The sequence below is a fragment of the Pseudarthrobacter sp. TRD_SC_9 genome (genome assembly GCF_055361265.1).
Window position 1 is genome coordinate 1343572 of record NZ_CM143956.1, and the last position, 13880, is coordinate 1357451.

At 64.9% G+C, this 13880-nt stretch carries 13 protein-coding genes; 5 read left to right on the forward strand and 8 right to left on the reverse strand.

All coding sequences use genetic code 11. The features are described 5' to 3' along the window. The first annotated feature begins 3 nt into the window (after positions 1–3). Entirely contained in the window at positions 4–774 is a 771-nt protein-coding gene (locus ACWA13_RS06365) for a metal-dependent hydrolase (protein ID WP_463937852.1), read from the forward strand. Here ACWA13_RS06365 and ACWA13_RS06370 read toward each other — a convergent pair. From ACWA13_RS06370 to nirB, 6 genes are all read right to left on the reverse strand, one after another. Continuing rightward, positions 771–998 carry a hypothetical protein gene (locus ACWA13_RS06370; protein WP_463937306.1) on the reverse strand — a complete coding sequence of 76 codons (228 nt, stop codon included), beginning with the start codon at positions 996–998 and terminating at the stop codon, positions 771–773. The two genes, ACWA13_RS06365 and ACWA13_RS06370, sit on opposite strands and share 4 nt — an antisense overlap. 51 nt (positions 999–1049) lie before the next feature. Next, positions 1050–1739 carry a deoxyribose-phosphate aldolase gene (gene deoC, locus ACWA13_RS06375; RefSeq protein ID WP_463937307.1) on the reverse strand — a complete coding sequence of 230 codons (690 nt, stop codon included), beginning with the start codon at positions 1737–1739 and terminating at the stop codon, positions 1050–1052. Positions 1740–1893: 154 nt separating this feature from the next. Beyond that, entirely contained in the window at positions 1894–2796 is a 903-nt protein-coding gene (locus ACWA13_RS06380) for an FAD-dependent oxidoreductase (RefSeq protein ID WP_463937308.1), read from the reverse strand. 170 nt (positions 2797–2966) lie between these two features. Continuing rightward, positions 2967–4136: a uroporphyrinogen-III synthase gene (locus tag ACWA13_RS06385; RefSeq protein ID WP_463937309.1), complete on the reverse strand. Its 1170-nt coding sequence runs from the start codon at positions 4134–4136 to the stop codon at positions 2967–2969. Between the two features lie 14 nt (positions 4137–4150). After that, entirely contained in the window at positions 4151–5185 is a 1035-nt protein-coding gene (gene cobA / locus ACWA13_RS06390; RefSeq protein ID WP_463937310.1) for a uroporphyrinogen-III C-methyltransferase, read from the reverse strand. 2 nt (positions 5186–5187) lie between these two features. After that, a complete protein-coding gene (gene nirB, locus ACWA13_RS06395; protein ID WP_463937311.1) occupies positions 5188–7839 on the reverse strand; it encodes a nitrite reductase large subunit NirB in 2652 nt (883 codons plus the stop codon). Positions 7840–8119: 280 nt separating this feature from the next. On the opposite strand from nirB, the gene nirD reads away from it, so the two are divergent. Further along, the gene (nirD, locus tag ACWA13_RS06400; RefSeq protein ID WP_463937312.1) at positions 8120–8512 is read left to right on the forward strand and encodes a nitrite reductase small subunit NirD; all 393 of its coding nucleotides are present in this window, start codon (positions 8120–8122) and stop codon (positions 8510–8512) included. 9 nt (positions 8513–8521) lie between these two features. On the opposite strand, the gene ACWA13_RS06405 is transcribed toward nirD, so the two are convergent. Both ACWA13_RS06405 and ACWA13_RS06410 read right to left on the reverse strand, forming a co-directional pair. After that, positions 8522–10297, reverse strand: coding sequence for a phospho-sugar mutase (locus ACWA13_RS06405; RefSeq protein ID WP_463937313.1), 1776 nt, complete (start codon positions 10295–10297; stop codon positions 8522–8524). Positions 10298–10401: 104 nt separating this feature from the next. Continuing rightward, positions 10402–11220, reverse strand: coding sequence for a purine-nucleoside phosphorylase (locus ACWA13_RS06410; RefSeq protein ID WP_463937314.1), 819 nt, complete (start codon positions 11218–11220; stop codon positions 10402–10404). Positions 11221–11322: 102 nt separating this feature from the next. On the opposite strand from ACWA13_RS06410, the gene ACWA13_RS06415 reads away from it, so the two are divergent. The 3 genes from ACWA13_RS06415 to ACWA13_RS06425 all read left to right on the forward strand — a co-directional run bounded on the left by ACWA13_RS06415 (position 11323) and on the right by ACWA13_RS06425 (position 13870). After that, the gene (locus ACWA13_RS06415; RefSeq protein WP_463937853.1) at positions 11323–12738 is read left to right on the forward strand and encodes an NAD(P)H-quinone dehydrogenase; all 1416 of its coding nucleotides are present in this window, start codon (positions 11323–11325) and stop codon (positions 12736–12738) included. A 167-nt stretch (positions 12739–12905) separates the two neighbouring features. Beyond that, a complete protein-coding gene (locus tag ACWA13_RS06420; RefSeq protein ID WP_463937315.1) occupies positions 12906–13091 on the forward strand; it encodes a PspC domain-containing protein in 186 nt (61 codons plus the stop codon). Positions 13092–13147: 56 nt separating this feature from the next. After that, complete coding sequence (locus ACWA13_RS06425; RefSeq protein ID WP_463937316.1) at positions 13148–13870, forward strand: hypothetical protein; 723 nt, start codon at positions 13148–13150, stop codon at positions 13868–13870. The last annotated feature ends 10 nt before the right edge of the window (positions 13871–13880 follow it).

The window sequence follows — 13880 nt, forward strand, 5'->3', positions numbered from 1 at the left end:
GTGATGGGTGGACACCACGCCGCGTCGGGAGCCGCGGCGTGGGTTGCTGTTGCCTCGACGGGGCCGTACACGCTGGGCTGGTACCCGCTGGACGCTACGGGAATCGTGATCGGTGCGATGGCCACCGCCGGAGCGGCTCTGGTTTGCGACTGGGACCACCGCTCCAGCACCGTTGCCCATTCGCTGCCGCCGTTGTCCAACATGATCGCTGTGGGGATCGAGAATGCCAGCGGCGGGCACCGCCAGGGAACGCACTCCATCCTGGGGGCGGCGGGCTTTGTCCTCCTGGCAACCATGGCCGGACAGTTCCAGTTGCACACCCGCTGGGGATTGCTCTCCGTGGGAGCCGGCCTGCTGTGCATGTTCATGATCAACATCGCCGCCAAAGCACTGAAGCTGTTTCCCAAATCAGGGTGGATCAGCAACTGGGTCTTCGCGCTGCTAATGGCAGGGCTGGTCACCTGGTACGCGCCGGATCAGTGGACCTGGTTGCCACTGTCCATGCTGATCGGGGTAGGGGTGCACATCATCGGCGACTTGATTACCACCGGCGGCGCCCCGCTGCTGTGGCCCATCGTCATCAAGCCGCCGCGCCTGTTCCGCAAAGTTCCGCTGCTGCGTCGCGTCTGGCGGCCAAATGGCGCGCTGTCCCTGCCGGTGCTGGGCAGGGCAGGCTCCCGGAGGGAATGGCTGCTGCTCATTCCAGTCAGCGCCTACGCCATGGTGGGGATGGCTATGGCCGGATGGGAGCTGACCCGTGGCCTGTGGGCTTAGTGCTCGCCCGCGGAGTCGGAGCGCCCCATGATGGTCTGCGGGATCCAGAAGGCCAGGAACACCAGGACCAGGCAGGCGCCCATCGGCCAGACGTTGTCCAGCGTCAGGAATGTCAGCACGTAGATGCCGGCCAGGAACAGGGCCATCATGATCACAAAGGACACGACGGTGGGCGCCAGTTTGTTCTCGTTCTCAGGGGTCTGGACGGTGGTGTTGTGGGACATGCTTTCCTCCTTGGCCCCGCGGGGCTCAAAATCTGGCCTAACCGGCTGCTGTCAGTACGCGGATGTACCTTGTTCACCCTTGACGATTGCAATGCCGGAGCTGGCGCCAATACGTGTTGCACCTGCAGCAATCATAGCCTGAGCGTCCGTCAGGGACCGCACTCCGCCGGACGCCTTGACGCCCAGCTCCGGCCCTACCGTACGGCGCATCAGGGCGACGTCGTCGACCGTTGCTCCGCCGCCGTTGAAGCCCGTGGAGGTCTTGACGAAGTCCGCCCCGGCCTCCACTGCCGCCTCACACGCGAGGACCTTCTGCTCGTCGGTCAGGAGGCCCGTCTCGATGATGACCTTAAGGATTGCGTTGCTGGAGTGCACGGCGTCCGCCACGGAGGAGATGTCATCCACCAGGGCGCCCTTGTCGCCGGCCCGCGCCGCCGCGATGTTGATGACCATGTCCACCTCGTCAGCCCCGTCCAGCACCGCGCCGCGGGCTTCAAACGTCTTGACGTCCGTTGGCGTGGCACCCAGCGGAAAGCCCACCACGGAGCATGTCAGTACGCTGCTGCCCCGCAGGGCATTCTTGACGGTCTTGACCCAGATCGGATTGACACACACTGACTTGAACGAATACTCCGCAGCCTCTGCGCAGACCTTAAGGACGTCGGCCTCGCTGGCCTCCGGCTTGAGGAGGGTGTGGTCAATATAGGTGGCAATTCCCGCGGCTGCGCCTGGATCGCTCATGGCTTCCTTTCCGATGGGCCAGATTGGCCGGATGGTTTGCAAACCACGGGTCACGTGGCTGTTCCGCTGACCATCTTGCCATAGGGCCGCTCCGGACCGGGCTTCCCGCAGAGGCTGCAGAGGCACCGCTAAACGGGGCCCGGGAGTCGGGTAATCAGGCAGCCGCCGGAATCCGCTGCGTCGAAACTGTGCCCATCAGTTGGGCGGCGCAGGCTCCTGCCGCGGAATCTGCGGCAACCAGCAGTCCCAGCCGGACGCCGTCGAACGCAGCGGCATCGCCGATGGCCCAGATCCACGGAACCGAGGTGCGGAAATCGTGGCCGATCACAATACCGCCATCAGCGGCGGTTTCAAGTCCGGCGGACGCCGCCAGCGCATCGTGGGGAAGCCGGTCCTCCGCGATGATCACCAAATCACCGAGCATGGTGCTGCCGTCATCAAAGCGGATCCCTGCCGCTTCCAGCGGGGAGCCTGCCAGGGAAGCAACGACGGCGGCCGGGCGGGCACTGGTGCGCACCGGACGTACACCACGGGCGCGCAGTACAGCCTCCGCCTGCCCGGCTGCGGCACCGGTTCCGACGAGGATTCCCAGCGGGCGCCGGCCCAGGACCCTGGTGGCCTCTTTCACGGCATCGCCGATCGCGGCGGCGTCGTCAATGGTTGAGTAGCTCAATCCTCGTCCGGCGCCCTCTATTGGGGTATGCGCGGGTGCGGAACCGGTAGCAATCACCAGTTGGTCGTAACCGACTTCCAGCCCGCCTTCGGTGGTCACACGCTGCGTTGCCGGGTCGATGTGCGTTGCCGGCTGCCCGAACCGGACGGAGACGCCGGGGAACACCGCAAGCTCCAACAGCGCCTCCGGCGCGTCGTCCCGGTTACTGAGGATGGTGATGGTGCCGGTGAACTGTGCCCGGTGGAGGTGGCTCACCAGGGCCTGCGCGGCGGGACCTGCGCCGGCGATCACGATCCGCGGGTTTGTTCCGGCAGCAGAAACAGAAGTAGAAACCGTGGCACGAGTCGAAGGAATTGAAGAACGGGAGGGTGTTGGGACGGACATGGTTGGCCCTTTCACTGGTGCAGCCATCGTGTGGCCTTGGAACGCGATGGCTCCAGCGTAGGGAACAGCTTTTTCCGGGGTGTTTCGCTTGTGTTGCTTCTCTGGGCAGCCGCGTTCGCCAGTATTTACCCACCGGTAACACTGGGCGTGACGCCCGCCGGCAGAGCGGCTCAGACGCGGAGCCGGTAACCGCGCTTGACCACGGTTTCCACCAGTTTGCCGTCAGGCAGCGAGGAGCGAAGCCGGCTGACCGTCATGTCCAGTGCGTGTACTGAACCCCGCAATTCGAGCAGTTCCGACAATGATTCCCGGGACAGGACGGAACCGCCTGCGCCGAGCAGGGCGCGCAGGAGCAGTAGTGGCGCAGGCGCGAGGTCCACCGGCTCACCATCAATGCGCAGGCTGCGGCCGCGGAGTTCAATGCTGCCGGACCGGGTGTCAAGGCGGCGGACGTGGTTGAGGGCCAGATGCTCGCAGACCAGCCGGATCAGCGCGCCCATCCGGTACCGTTCCGGAACCAGCGGCTTGATGCCGACGCCGAGGAGCGGCTGCGCGGTGACGGGACCTACGACTGCGGTGGTCACAGTGGTCTTCAGGCTCTCGATGAGCTGCTGATACATGCCCATCTCGTGCGCAGTGCTCCAGAGCGCGTCCACGGCGGGAGCGCTGGTGAAGGTCAGGACGTCGAGGCTGCCGTTGCATGCGGCCTCGATCAGGCGCGGCAGGCGGTCTTCGCCGTCGGGTTTGACCCAGCGGTACGGCGTGACGGTGAGGACGTTCGCACCGGACATCCGCAGCCGCTCGAGCTGCCTGACGTCCGTGTAGCCATGCAATTGCACGGCTACGGTCTTTCCCCGGACACCTTCCGCCAGCAGCATGTCCACCAGGGTGGCGGTGGTTTCGTCGCTGCTGATACCGACGTCGGCAAGGCCGGCCGCGCGAACAGCCCCGCGGGCTTTGGGCCCCCGAACAAACATCCGGCAGGCGCCCAGGGTTTCGAGGAGTTCCTCGCCGATTCCGAAGGTGTCCGCGGCTTCACACCAGCGGCGCATCCCGTAGGCCGTGGTGGCGATGCAGATGTCCGGGCGGGCAGCGATGACGGCCTTGCTGTCCTCGATGAGGCTGATGTCCTCCTGGACTGGGGCAATTTTCAAGGCCGGAGCATGCAGCACCTCGGCGCCACGGCGTTCGAGTGCTTCGATCAAGTCCCGGGAGCGCCGGTGGGACGTGACGCCGATGCGGAAGCCTTCCAGCGGCGCATCCGCGGCCTCGAGTGCGGAGGCAGGGGCGTCGGACACAGGGGATCCGGCAGCGGGGTCAAGAGGGGCAATGGCGTTCATCGGGTCCAATCTATTCACGCACCGAGCAAGGAGGCGGCAAGCCTGTCTAAGTCTGCTGAGCTGTCCGCGTGTTCGCGATTTGCTTCGGCAACCCGTACTACCTCGCCGATCACCAGGACGGCGGGATTGGAGCAGCCTGCGGCCGCGGAGGTGATGGTGCCCAGGTTGGCAATGGTGGTCCGCTGGCCCGGCCGGTAACCGCGTTCAACCACAGCCATCGGCATGTTGTCGCGCATGCCGGCCTTCCGCAGGCCGGCTGCCAGCTGGTGGAGGGTACCAATGCCCATCAGCACCACAATGGTGCCGCCCAGGCCGGCGAGGTGGTGGAGCTCGTCCTTGGTGAGCGGGGCGTGGCCGGACACCACCGTGAACATATGGCTGACTTCGCGGTGCGTCACCGGGATGCCTGCGGCGGCGGGAACCGAAATGGCGCTGGTGACACCGGAAATAACCCGGACCTTGACGCCGGCGGCGACACAAGCTGCCACTTCCTCGCCGCCGCGACCGAAGACATAGGGGTCACCACCCTTAAGCCGGACTACGTTATTTCCGGAAAGGGCGCTTTCCACCATCAGCTTTTCGATGTCCGACTGGCCCACCTTGTGGTGGCCGGGGCGCTTGCCCACGTCGACGAGTTCCGCCGTCGTAAGCCGTGACAGTGCCTGGTACGGGGCCAGCCGGTCGTAGAAAACGACGTCGGCATCGCGTAGTGCAGCTACCGCCGCCACGGTCAGCAGGTCCGCAGTACCCGGGCCGCCGCCCACCAGCGTGACCTGGCCGGCGGAACCGGCCGCAGGTTCCGCGGCGACCGGGATACCGGCCGTACGGCAGCGGTCCAGCAACGTCTCCCACCCCGTTTGGCCGTCGTCGACGGCGGCAACCAGGAAGGGGCGTTCGGGAAACGGGCCGTCGTGCTCGCCGCCGTTCGGGGAGCTCAGCCGGTAGACGACCGCCCCGGCAGCCTCATAGCGGCGCACGGCCTGGCGGGCAGCCAGGTCTGAACCGGTGACCAGGACGTCGCGGCCGGAGAGATCGATGCTGAGCTGCATGGTTATGCCTCTGTTCCGTCGTTGGTGCTGGGCCGCATCGGGATGGATGCGCCGATCAGGACCGGCTGTTGGCTGATGCGGGCTTTTTCCTCAGGCGTGGCCGGACGCATCTGGCCGCGTTCGTCGGAGACAAAGGTGATGGAGTCGTCCTTCTGGTCCGGGGCGTTGACGAAGGACCGGAAGCGGCGGAGCCGTTCGGGATCCTTCAGGGTGTCGGCCCACTCGTCGACGTAGGTGTCCACGTGCCGGGCCATCGCAGCCTCCAGCTCATCGGCAATACCGAGGGTGTCCTTGACCACGACGTCTTCAACGTGCTTGATGCCGCCGTCGAGCTCTTCCTGCCAGCGTGCGGTGCGTTGCAGGCGGTCCGCCGTGCGGATGTAGTACATGAAGTAGCGGTCGATGTACTTGATCAGCGTTTCATCGTCGAGGTCTTTGGCCAGCAACTGGGCATGCGCCGGGGTGGCTCCGCCATTGCCGCCAACGTAGAGGTTCCAGCCGTCAGCGGTGGCGATCACGCCGACGTCCTTGCCACGGGCTTCGGCGCATTCGCGGGCACAGCCCGAGACGCCCATCTTGAGTTTGTGCGGGCTGCGGAGCCCGCGGTAGCGCAGCTCAAGGTTGATGGCCATGGCCACCGAGTCCTGGACGCCATAGCGGCACCAGGTGGAACCGACGCAGGACTTCACGGTGCGCAGGCTCTTGCCGTAGGCCTGGCCGGACTCAAAACCGGCGTCCACCAGTTCCTTCCAGATTTCCGGAAGCTGCTCCAGGCGGGCCCCGAACATGTCGATGCGCTGGCCGCCGGTGATCTTGGTGTACAGGTTGTACTTCTCGGCCACAGCGGCGATTACGCCAAGCTTCTTGGGGGTGATCTCCCCGCCGGCAATGCGCGGGACCACCGAGTAGGTGCCGTCTTTTTGCATGTTGGCCAGGGCGCGGTCGTTGGTGTCCTGCAGAGTTCCCCGGCCGGCGTCCAGTACGTAGGCGCTGTTCTGGCTGGCCAGGATGTTGGCGATGGTGGGCTTGCAGATGTCGCAGCCGTGGCCGGTGCCGTACTTGGCCATAATCTCTTCGAAGGAGGTGAGGCCCAGGACGCGGATGGCATCGAACAGTTCCTGGCGGGACAGGGCGATGTGCTCGCAGAGGGCCTTGGAAACCTCGACGCCGGACTTGGTGAGCTCGCCTTCGAGGAGCTTTTTGAGCATCGGCACACAGGAACCGCACTGGGTTCCGGCGCGCGTGCAGGCCTTCAGTTCGCCCAGTTCCTGGACCGGGGCGTTGCCCTCGCAGGCGCCGCAGCCATTGACGGCGTCACGGATGGCTCCAGCGGTGACGTTGTTGCAGGAACAGAGCGTTGCGTCATCCGGAAGTTCGGTGTCCGGGGCGTCCCCGCCGCCGGCAGCCGTGAGGTAGGCCCCGGGTTCTGCGGACAGTTCGCGGCCCAGCAGCGGGCGGAGGCTCGTATAGGGAGCGGCGTCGCCGACGAAGATACCGCCCAGGAGGGTCTTGGCATCGTCAGTGGTGACGATCTTCTGGTACACGCCGCGGGCGGGATCCGCGTAGACGATTTCCAAGGCATGTTCGGTCTTGGCGAAGGCATCACCGAAGCTGGCCACCTCCACGCCGGAGAGCTTGAGCTTGGTGGCTGTATCGAAGCCGGGGAATTGGGCCTGGCCGCCATGCAGGCGGTCCGCCACGATCTCTGCCATCGCGTTGGCCGGGGCTACCAGGCCCAGGCACATGCCGCCGAAGTTGGCCACTTCACCGATGGCGAAGATTCCGGGTATTTCGGTCTCGCAGAAGTCGTTGATGACTACGCCGCCGCGCGCACCAAGTGAGAAGGTCTGCTCCTCGCCCTCAGCAGCGCGGAAGAGTTCGTCCCGCGGCCTGACACCGATCGCAACGATCACCATATCGGCGTCGATGACGCGGCCGTCAGCCATCAGGACGCCGGTGACCTGGCCGTCGTCGTCGGAAAGAACCTCGGAGGGGAACACGCCGTTGTGGACTTCGAAGCCCTTGGCCTTGATGAGCCGGCCCATTGCCTGGCCCGCGCCTTCGTCTAGCTGGGTAGCCATCAGCCACTTGCTGCCGTCGATGACGATCGGTGTGGCGCCGAGCTGCTCGGTGCCGGCAGCGGACTCGAGGCCCAGGAGGCCACCGCCGATGGTGACTGCCTTGACCTTGCGGCCAAGCTTTTCCGTAAGGCCGGCAATAGCCTTGTTAATTGCCCAGACGTCTTCAAGCGTGCGGTAGACGTGCGTATGCTCGGCACCCGGGATCGGCAGGCGGGCCGCGTTGGAACCCGTTGCGACTACCAGGGCATCGTAGGCAAAGGTGTTGCCGGCCGCGGTTTCCACGCACTTGGCTTCATGATTGATCTTGACCACGCGCTCGCCGGTGCGAAGTTCCAGTGCCTCGTGGTCCCACATGGCTGCCGCACCCAGGGTGAGGTCGTACTCCATGTCCGTCAAGGCCTTGCTCAATGCCACGCGGTCGTAGGGGAGGTGCGGTTCTTCCGTGAGAACCGTGACATGCCAGCCGTCGAGGCCCCGGGCATGCATGGCGTCCGCAAAACGGTGGGCCGCGGGGCCGCCGCCGGCGACGACGATGCGGCGCGGTGTCTCTGTGCTTGGTGTCTGTTCGGTCACTGTGGGCCTTTCGCAACGGATGCGGGCAGGTGCGCCGCAGCCTTCTCTGTTCGAGCTTGTCAATCCAGACTAGGCAGCCGCAGTTTCGCTTCAGTTTCCCTTTTGTTTCGTGAACTTAACTTCTGCATCACGAACGCATTTCCGGCCGAGTGAGGTGTCTTTTACGCAATGGACACATTGGCAGTATCAGTGTGAAACACCCGGCGCCTACCTTGGTGGTACTGCCGGAATTACGGCCAGGCTTAGCACTTTAACGAGAATTTGCAGGGAAGGAGCCGTCATGACGGCAACACTGGAACACGGGGAACTGACCGCCAATGCAGCAGTCGCAGCAGTTGCAGCGATGGGGTGGCAGCGCGTGTGTGCAGTAGCTGACCTTGAGCCGGCCTGGGGTGAAGCTGCCCTTGTGGATGGCCGCCAGGTGGCGCTGTTCCGCATCGTCTCCGGCAATTCCGAGAGCGTCTACGCGGTTGACCAGCGTTGCCCCGCCACCGGGGCACACGTGATGGCCCGCGGTATCCTCGGCTCGCGCGGAGAGCGGGCCACTATCGCCTCGCCACTGCACAAAGAGGTTTACGATCTCCAGACAGGCGAATGCTTCAACTCGCCGGACCTGCGTCTGGCAACGTTCAGCACCAGGGTTGTTGACGGCTTTGTTGAGGTAGCGGCTTAGGGACTGACTTTAGAGCCCCAGGGCCTCACGGACATCGGTGAGCACGGCGTCCAACGACGCCCTGGCATTTAGCCGCACAGCTGGCAACTCCGCGGCCGATTCCACACCCTGGATGACTTCGAGGTAGCACTTGAGCTTGGGCTCGGTGCCACTGGGCCTGATGATGACGCGGGTCAGGTCGCGCGTCACATACAGCAGGCCGTCTGTGGGCGGCAGATCACCGCTGCCCTCCGCGAGATCCACTGAAACCTCCACGGCCGATCCGGCGAAGGACTCCGGGGGGCTCACCCGCAGGCGGTTCATCATGGCATCCAGCAGTCCCAGGTCTCCCACACGGATGCTGAGCTGATCGCTGGCGTGCAGGCCGTGGACCAGGTATAGGGCGTCGAGGGTGTCGAACATGGTCCGGCCCTCCGCTTTGGCCGCCGCTGCCAGTTCCGCGACCAGCAGAGCGGCCGAAATCCCGTCCTTGTCCCGCACCAGATCCGGTGCCACACAGTAACCAAGGGCTTCCTCGTAGCCGTAGAGCAGTCCGGGAACTCTGGAAATCCATTTGAAGCCGGTAAGGGTTTCCTGATGGGCGATGCCGGCATTCGCGGCCACGCGGGCCAGGAGCCGGGACGAAACAATGGAACTGGCGAAAACCCCAGATACCCCGGACTCACCAGAGACGCCTGCCTCGCCATTACCAGATTCGCCGCGGAGGGCGGCCAGTCGCGCAACAATATGGGCGCCGAGCAGTGCGCCTACCTCGTCACCTCGGAGCATCCGCCATTCGCCGCTCTCCGGGTCCTTGGCGGCAACGGCGGCTCGGTCCGCATCGGGGTCGTTGGCCAGGACAATGTCCGCATCCAGCCGCTCCGCTTCGGCCAGTGCCAGGTCCAGGGCGCCGGGTTCCTCCGGATTGGGGAAGCTTACGGTGGGGAAGTCCGGATCCGGCAGGGCCTGCTCCCGCACCAGGGTGACATCGTTGAAACCCGCCGCGGCCAGTGTGGCTACCGCAGTTTCGCCGCCTACTCCGTGCATGGGAGTGAGCACGATGCGCAGGTCCCGGGCCGGGAAAGCGGATGGCATAGCCAGTGTGGCGACCGACAGCCGGTAGTCCTCAACGATGGAGGGGTGCAGCACGGTCCACCCGTCGCGGGCGAGCGGGATCGACTCCAAGCTGCCCACGGCGCTGATCCTTGACGCAATCCGGGAGTCGTACGGCGTGACGATCTGGGCACCCCTGCCGTTCTCCTCCACGGCGTGGCGGCCCAGGTACACCTTGTAGCCGTTGTCCTGCGGAGGGTTGTGGCTTGCGGTCACCATCACGCCGCCGTCGCAGTCCAGTTCCCGTACCGCGAACGCCAGCAGGGGAGTGGGCAGTGCCGAAGGCATCAGGAATGTTTCGATACCGGCGGCCGTGAAGATCGCGGCAGTCTCCGCGGCGAAAACGTCGGAGTTGTACCGGGCGTCATAGCCGACGACGGCGCGCGGCCGGCTTCCGGGTGCAGCGGCGGCAACTGCATCGGTCAGGAACGCGGCGAGCCCGGCGGCAGCCCGGCGCACCACTACGCGGTTCATTCTGTTGGGCCCGGGCCCCAAGGCGGCGCGGAGTCCGGCTGTGCCGAATTCCAGCGTGCCGTTGAAGCTGTCCGCCAGTTCCTGGGCGGCGGCCGGCTCACCGCGTTCCGCCCTAGGGATCAGTTCAAGGAGCTCCGCGGCGGTCTGCGGATCCGGATCCTGGGCAGCCCAGTCGCGGGCTGCGCCGATCAGGAGAGAGTCGGCATCGGAAGAAGTCATGGGACCACGCTATCGTCGTTGGGGACAGGCAGCCGTCCGGCCACCGCCGGCAGCCACATGGTGACGTCCGTCTGCTGATGTTCTGTTGCTGGCTGAAGAAAACGCTAGAGCCGGCCGATGATCTCCGCCAGCAGCTTGGAAATCCGCGCACCTGCAGCCTTGCCGGCGTCGAGCACTTCCTCGTGGCTCAGCGGAACGGGGCTGATCCCCGCAGCAAGGTTGGTGACCAGGGAGATTCCAAAAACTTCCATGCCCGCGTGGCGGCCTGCGATTGCCTCCAGCGCTGTGGACATTCCCACCAGGTCAGCCCCGATCCGCTTGGCGTACTGCACCTCGGCAGGTGTTTCATAATGCGGACCGCTGAACTGTGCGTAGATACCCTCGGCCAGGGTGGGGTCTACTTCCCGGGCAAGTGCGCGGATGCGGGAGGAATACAGGTTCGTGAGATCCACGAACGTGGCGCCTTCCAGCGGCGACGTGGCGGTGAGGTTGATGTGGTCACTGATCAGCACCGGCGTACCAGGCACCCACTGCTCGTTCAGGCCGCCACAGCCATTGGTGAGCACCAGGGTCTTGCAACCGGCAGCTGCTGCGGTGCGGACGCCGTGCACCACAGCGCGGACACCTTTGCCTTCGTAGTAGTGCGTGCGCGCGCCCAGTACCAGGGCCCGCTTGCCGTCGGGGGTGAGCACGGAAGTAATGGTGCCAACGTGGCCGGCCACGGCAGGGGCGTGGAAGCCGGGAACTTCGTCGGCGGACAGTGTGGCGGTGGTTTCACCTATGAGACCGGCCGCCCCGCTCCAGCCGGAACCCAGGACCAAAGCGACATCGTGCCGGTCCACTCCCGTTTCCTCGGCGATGTGGTCGGCAGCGGCACGGGCGGCTTCGAAAGGATCCGTTTTGAGGAACTCTGTATTACTCACGGGTATAAGCTACCGTGCCGCCGCCGCTGTGCCCAGCAGGAGCCTGACTCCCTTTGCCCGGATTCTTGGTGCTGGGCGGGCCATAGGAGAGAATGGATGATTGTGACTACGCATCCTGATTTCAGCCCATCCCGGATCGCAATCCTGGGCGGTGGCCCGGGTGGATACGAAGCAGCCATGGTCGCAGCCTCCTTGGGAGCGCAGGTCACCATCATCGAACGGGCAGGCCTGGGCGGCTCTGCTGTCCTGACTGACGTGGTCCCTTCCAAGACTCTGATTGCCACGGCAGACCTGATGACCCGCGTGGCAGAGGCCGGCGAGCTGGGCGTGAAGTTCGACGTCGACGGCGGCGACGTTGTACCTGTCATGAGGGCAGACCTCAAGCACATCAACCACCGGTTGCTGAACCTGGCCCGCAAGCAGTCCAGCGACATCCATGATGCGTTGGTGCTCCAGAACGTCCGCATCCTGATCGGCTCCGGCAAGCTGCTGGACAACCACACGATCGAGGTCCTGACCGCAGACGGCGTGGAGACGGTGGAGGCGGACGCCATCCTCTTGACCATGGGCGCCCACCCGCGTGAACTGCCCACCGCGCGGCCGGACGGCGACCGCATCCTGAACTGGGCACAGATCTACAACCTGGACGAACTGCCGGAAGAACTCATCGTGGTGGGCTCCGGCGTCACCGGGGCCGAATTCGCCTCCGCATATAACGGATTGGGTTCCAAGGTCACCTTGATTTCCAGCCGTGAGCGCGTGCTGCCTGGCTCGGACGTGGATGCTGCCGAGGTTTTGGAGGAAGTATTCGAACGCCGCGGCGTGCGGGTCCTGTCCGAGTCCCGCGCGGAGACCGTCGAACGCACCGATAACGGCGTTGTGGTTACCCTCAGCGATGGCTCCACCGTGACGGGCAGCCACTGCCTGGTCTGCGTCGGTTCCATTCCCAACACGGCCGGCATTGGCTTGGAAGAGGCGGGCGTCGCATTGTCCGAGAGCGGGCATGTGAAGGTGGATGGCGTTTCCCGAACCACCGCCCCCAACATCTATGCGGCCGGCGACTGCACCGGCGTGCTGCAGCTCGCCTCCGTGGCCGCCATGCAGGGCCGGATCGCGATCGCCCATATCCTTGGGGACACCGTCACCCCTATCAAGCTGCACCAGGTGGCTTCGAACATTTTCACGTCGCCGGAGATCGCTTCTGTGGGGGTCTCGGAGGCCGACGTGCTTTCGGACCGGTACCAGGGCGACATCATCAAGCTTTCCCTGCGCAGCAACGCCCGCGCCAAAATGCGCAATCACCGCGATGGCTTTATCAAGATCATCGCCCGTAAGGGTTCCGGAACGGTGATCGGCGGCGTGGTGGTGGGACCCAACGCCTCCGAGCTGATCTTCCCGATCGCCATCGCCGTCAAACAGAAACTGCATGTGGACGACCTCGCCAGCACCTTCACCGTCTACCCGTCCTTGACCGGCTCCATTTCGGAAGCGGCCAGGCGCCTGCACGTGCGCTTGTAGGGCGAAAGTCTGGACCCCGGGGGCGCGCATGCATAGACTCCTCGCAGGACCGGCTGGCAATGGGGAACCGGAACCAGCCCGTCTTTCTGAGGCAAGAGGCAAGGAGGAACCATGGAACTCAACGATGTGAAATGGAACGAGCAGGGCCTGGAAAGAGGCGGGCGGCCATGAGTACAGCACTGGTACGGCCCCGCAACGGCAAGATCCTCGCAGGGGTTTGCGCAGCCCTTGCGGCCCGCTTCGGGCTGCCCAAGTTCCTGGTGCGGCTGGGCTTTATTATCTTTGGTTTGGTGGGCATCGGCGAGTTGGTCTACATCGCGCTGTGGATCATGATCCCCAAGGCCCCGGTATAGGGCATTTCTTTCAGCCCCTGGCAGGCTTACACTGATGCCAACTGCGGAGGTTGGCCATGGAGAGTCCCCAAACGTCGGTAAGTGCTGCTGAGCGCGATGGTGTTCTGCCGGGAGGGCCCAGGGAGCGGTTCGCCGGCTACGGCATCATGGGCGTAACCTTCAGCACCGGTCACATCCTGGCACTGCGCCGTTTTGACCGCTCCTCAGTCGGACCCGCCTACACCTCCGTCTGGCTCCGGGACCCGGCAGGCAAATGGTCCATTTTCAGCACTGTGGCACCTGAGCTTTCCTGTGCGCGCTATTTCAGTAGCGGACTTGAACGGTCACCGGCGGCGCAGGTGTCCATTCGCTGGAACGGGCCGGCGTCGTTCACTGTCCGCGCGGAAGGTCCTGTGGATCTTACCTGGGACGTTGGTCTCTCCGAAACGTCCGTCACGCGGCTGATGTCTGCCGTCTGCAGCGCCGTACCGGAGAAGCTCTGGCGAAACAGTGTATTTCTCAGCGCGATGGGACTGATGGCCGGGCCCCTGCTGCGCGCGGGAAAGATCGGGCTGACTGGGAAGGTTCCTAACCGGCAATCGTTCCAGGCCCGCCCCCAGCGCATGTGGTTCGTTTCATCCTCGACGGCAAGGCTTGATGGAAAGGACCTCGGCACGCCCGCACCGCTGCCGCTGCAGGACCGGCTGGGCGATTTCTGGATCCCGCAGCGGGGCATTTTCATGATCGGTTCGTCGCTGTTCGACCAGTTGGATCCGCACCACCACGAAGTGGTTCGGTAGCGAGTGGTTC

Coding starts and splice junctions, on each gene's coding strand:
- ACWA13_RS06365 (WP_463937852.1), top strand. CDS start 4: ATGGGTGGACACCACGCCGCGTCGGGAGCCGCGGCGTGGGTTGCTGTT.
- ACWA13_RS06370 (WP_463937306.1), bottom strand. CDS start 998: ATGTCCCACAACACCACCGTCCAGACCCCTGAGAACGAGAACAAACTG.
- deoC (WP_463937307.1), bottom strand. CDS start 1,739: ATGAGCGATCCAGGCGCAGCCGCGGGAATTGCCACCTATATTGACCAC.
- ACWA13_RS06380 (WP_463937308.1), bottom strand. CDS start 2,796: ATGTCCGTCCCAACACCCTCCCGTTCTTCAATTCCTTCGACTCGTGCC.
- ACWA13_RS06385 (WP_463937309.1), bottom strand. CDS start 4,136: ATGAACGCCATTGCCCCTCTTGACCCCGCTGCCGGATCCCCTGTGTCC.
- cobA (WP_463937310.1), bottom strand. CDS start 5,185: ATGCAGCTCAGCATCGATCTCTCCGGCCGCGACGTCCTGGTCACCGGT.
- nirD (WP_463937312.1), top strand. CDS start 8,120: ATGACGGCAACACTGGAACACGGGGAACTGACCGCCAATGCAGCAGTC.
- ACWA13_RS06405 (WP_463937313.1), bottom strand. CDS start 10,297: ATGACTTCTTCCGATGCCGACTCTCTCCTGATCGGCGCAGCCCGCGAC.
- ACWA13_RS06420 (WP_463937315.1), top strand. CDS start 12,906: ATGAGTACAGCACTGGTACGGCCCCGCAACGGCAAGATCCTCGCAGGG.
- ACWA13_RS06425 (WP_463937316.1), top strand. CDS start 13,148: ATGGAGAGTCCCCAAACGTCGGTAAGTGCTGCTGAGCGCGATGGTGTT.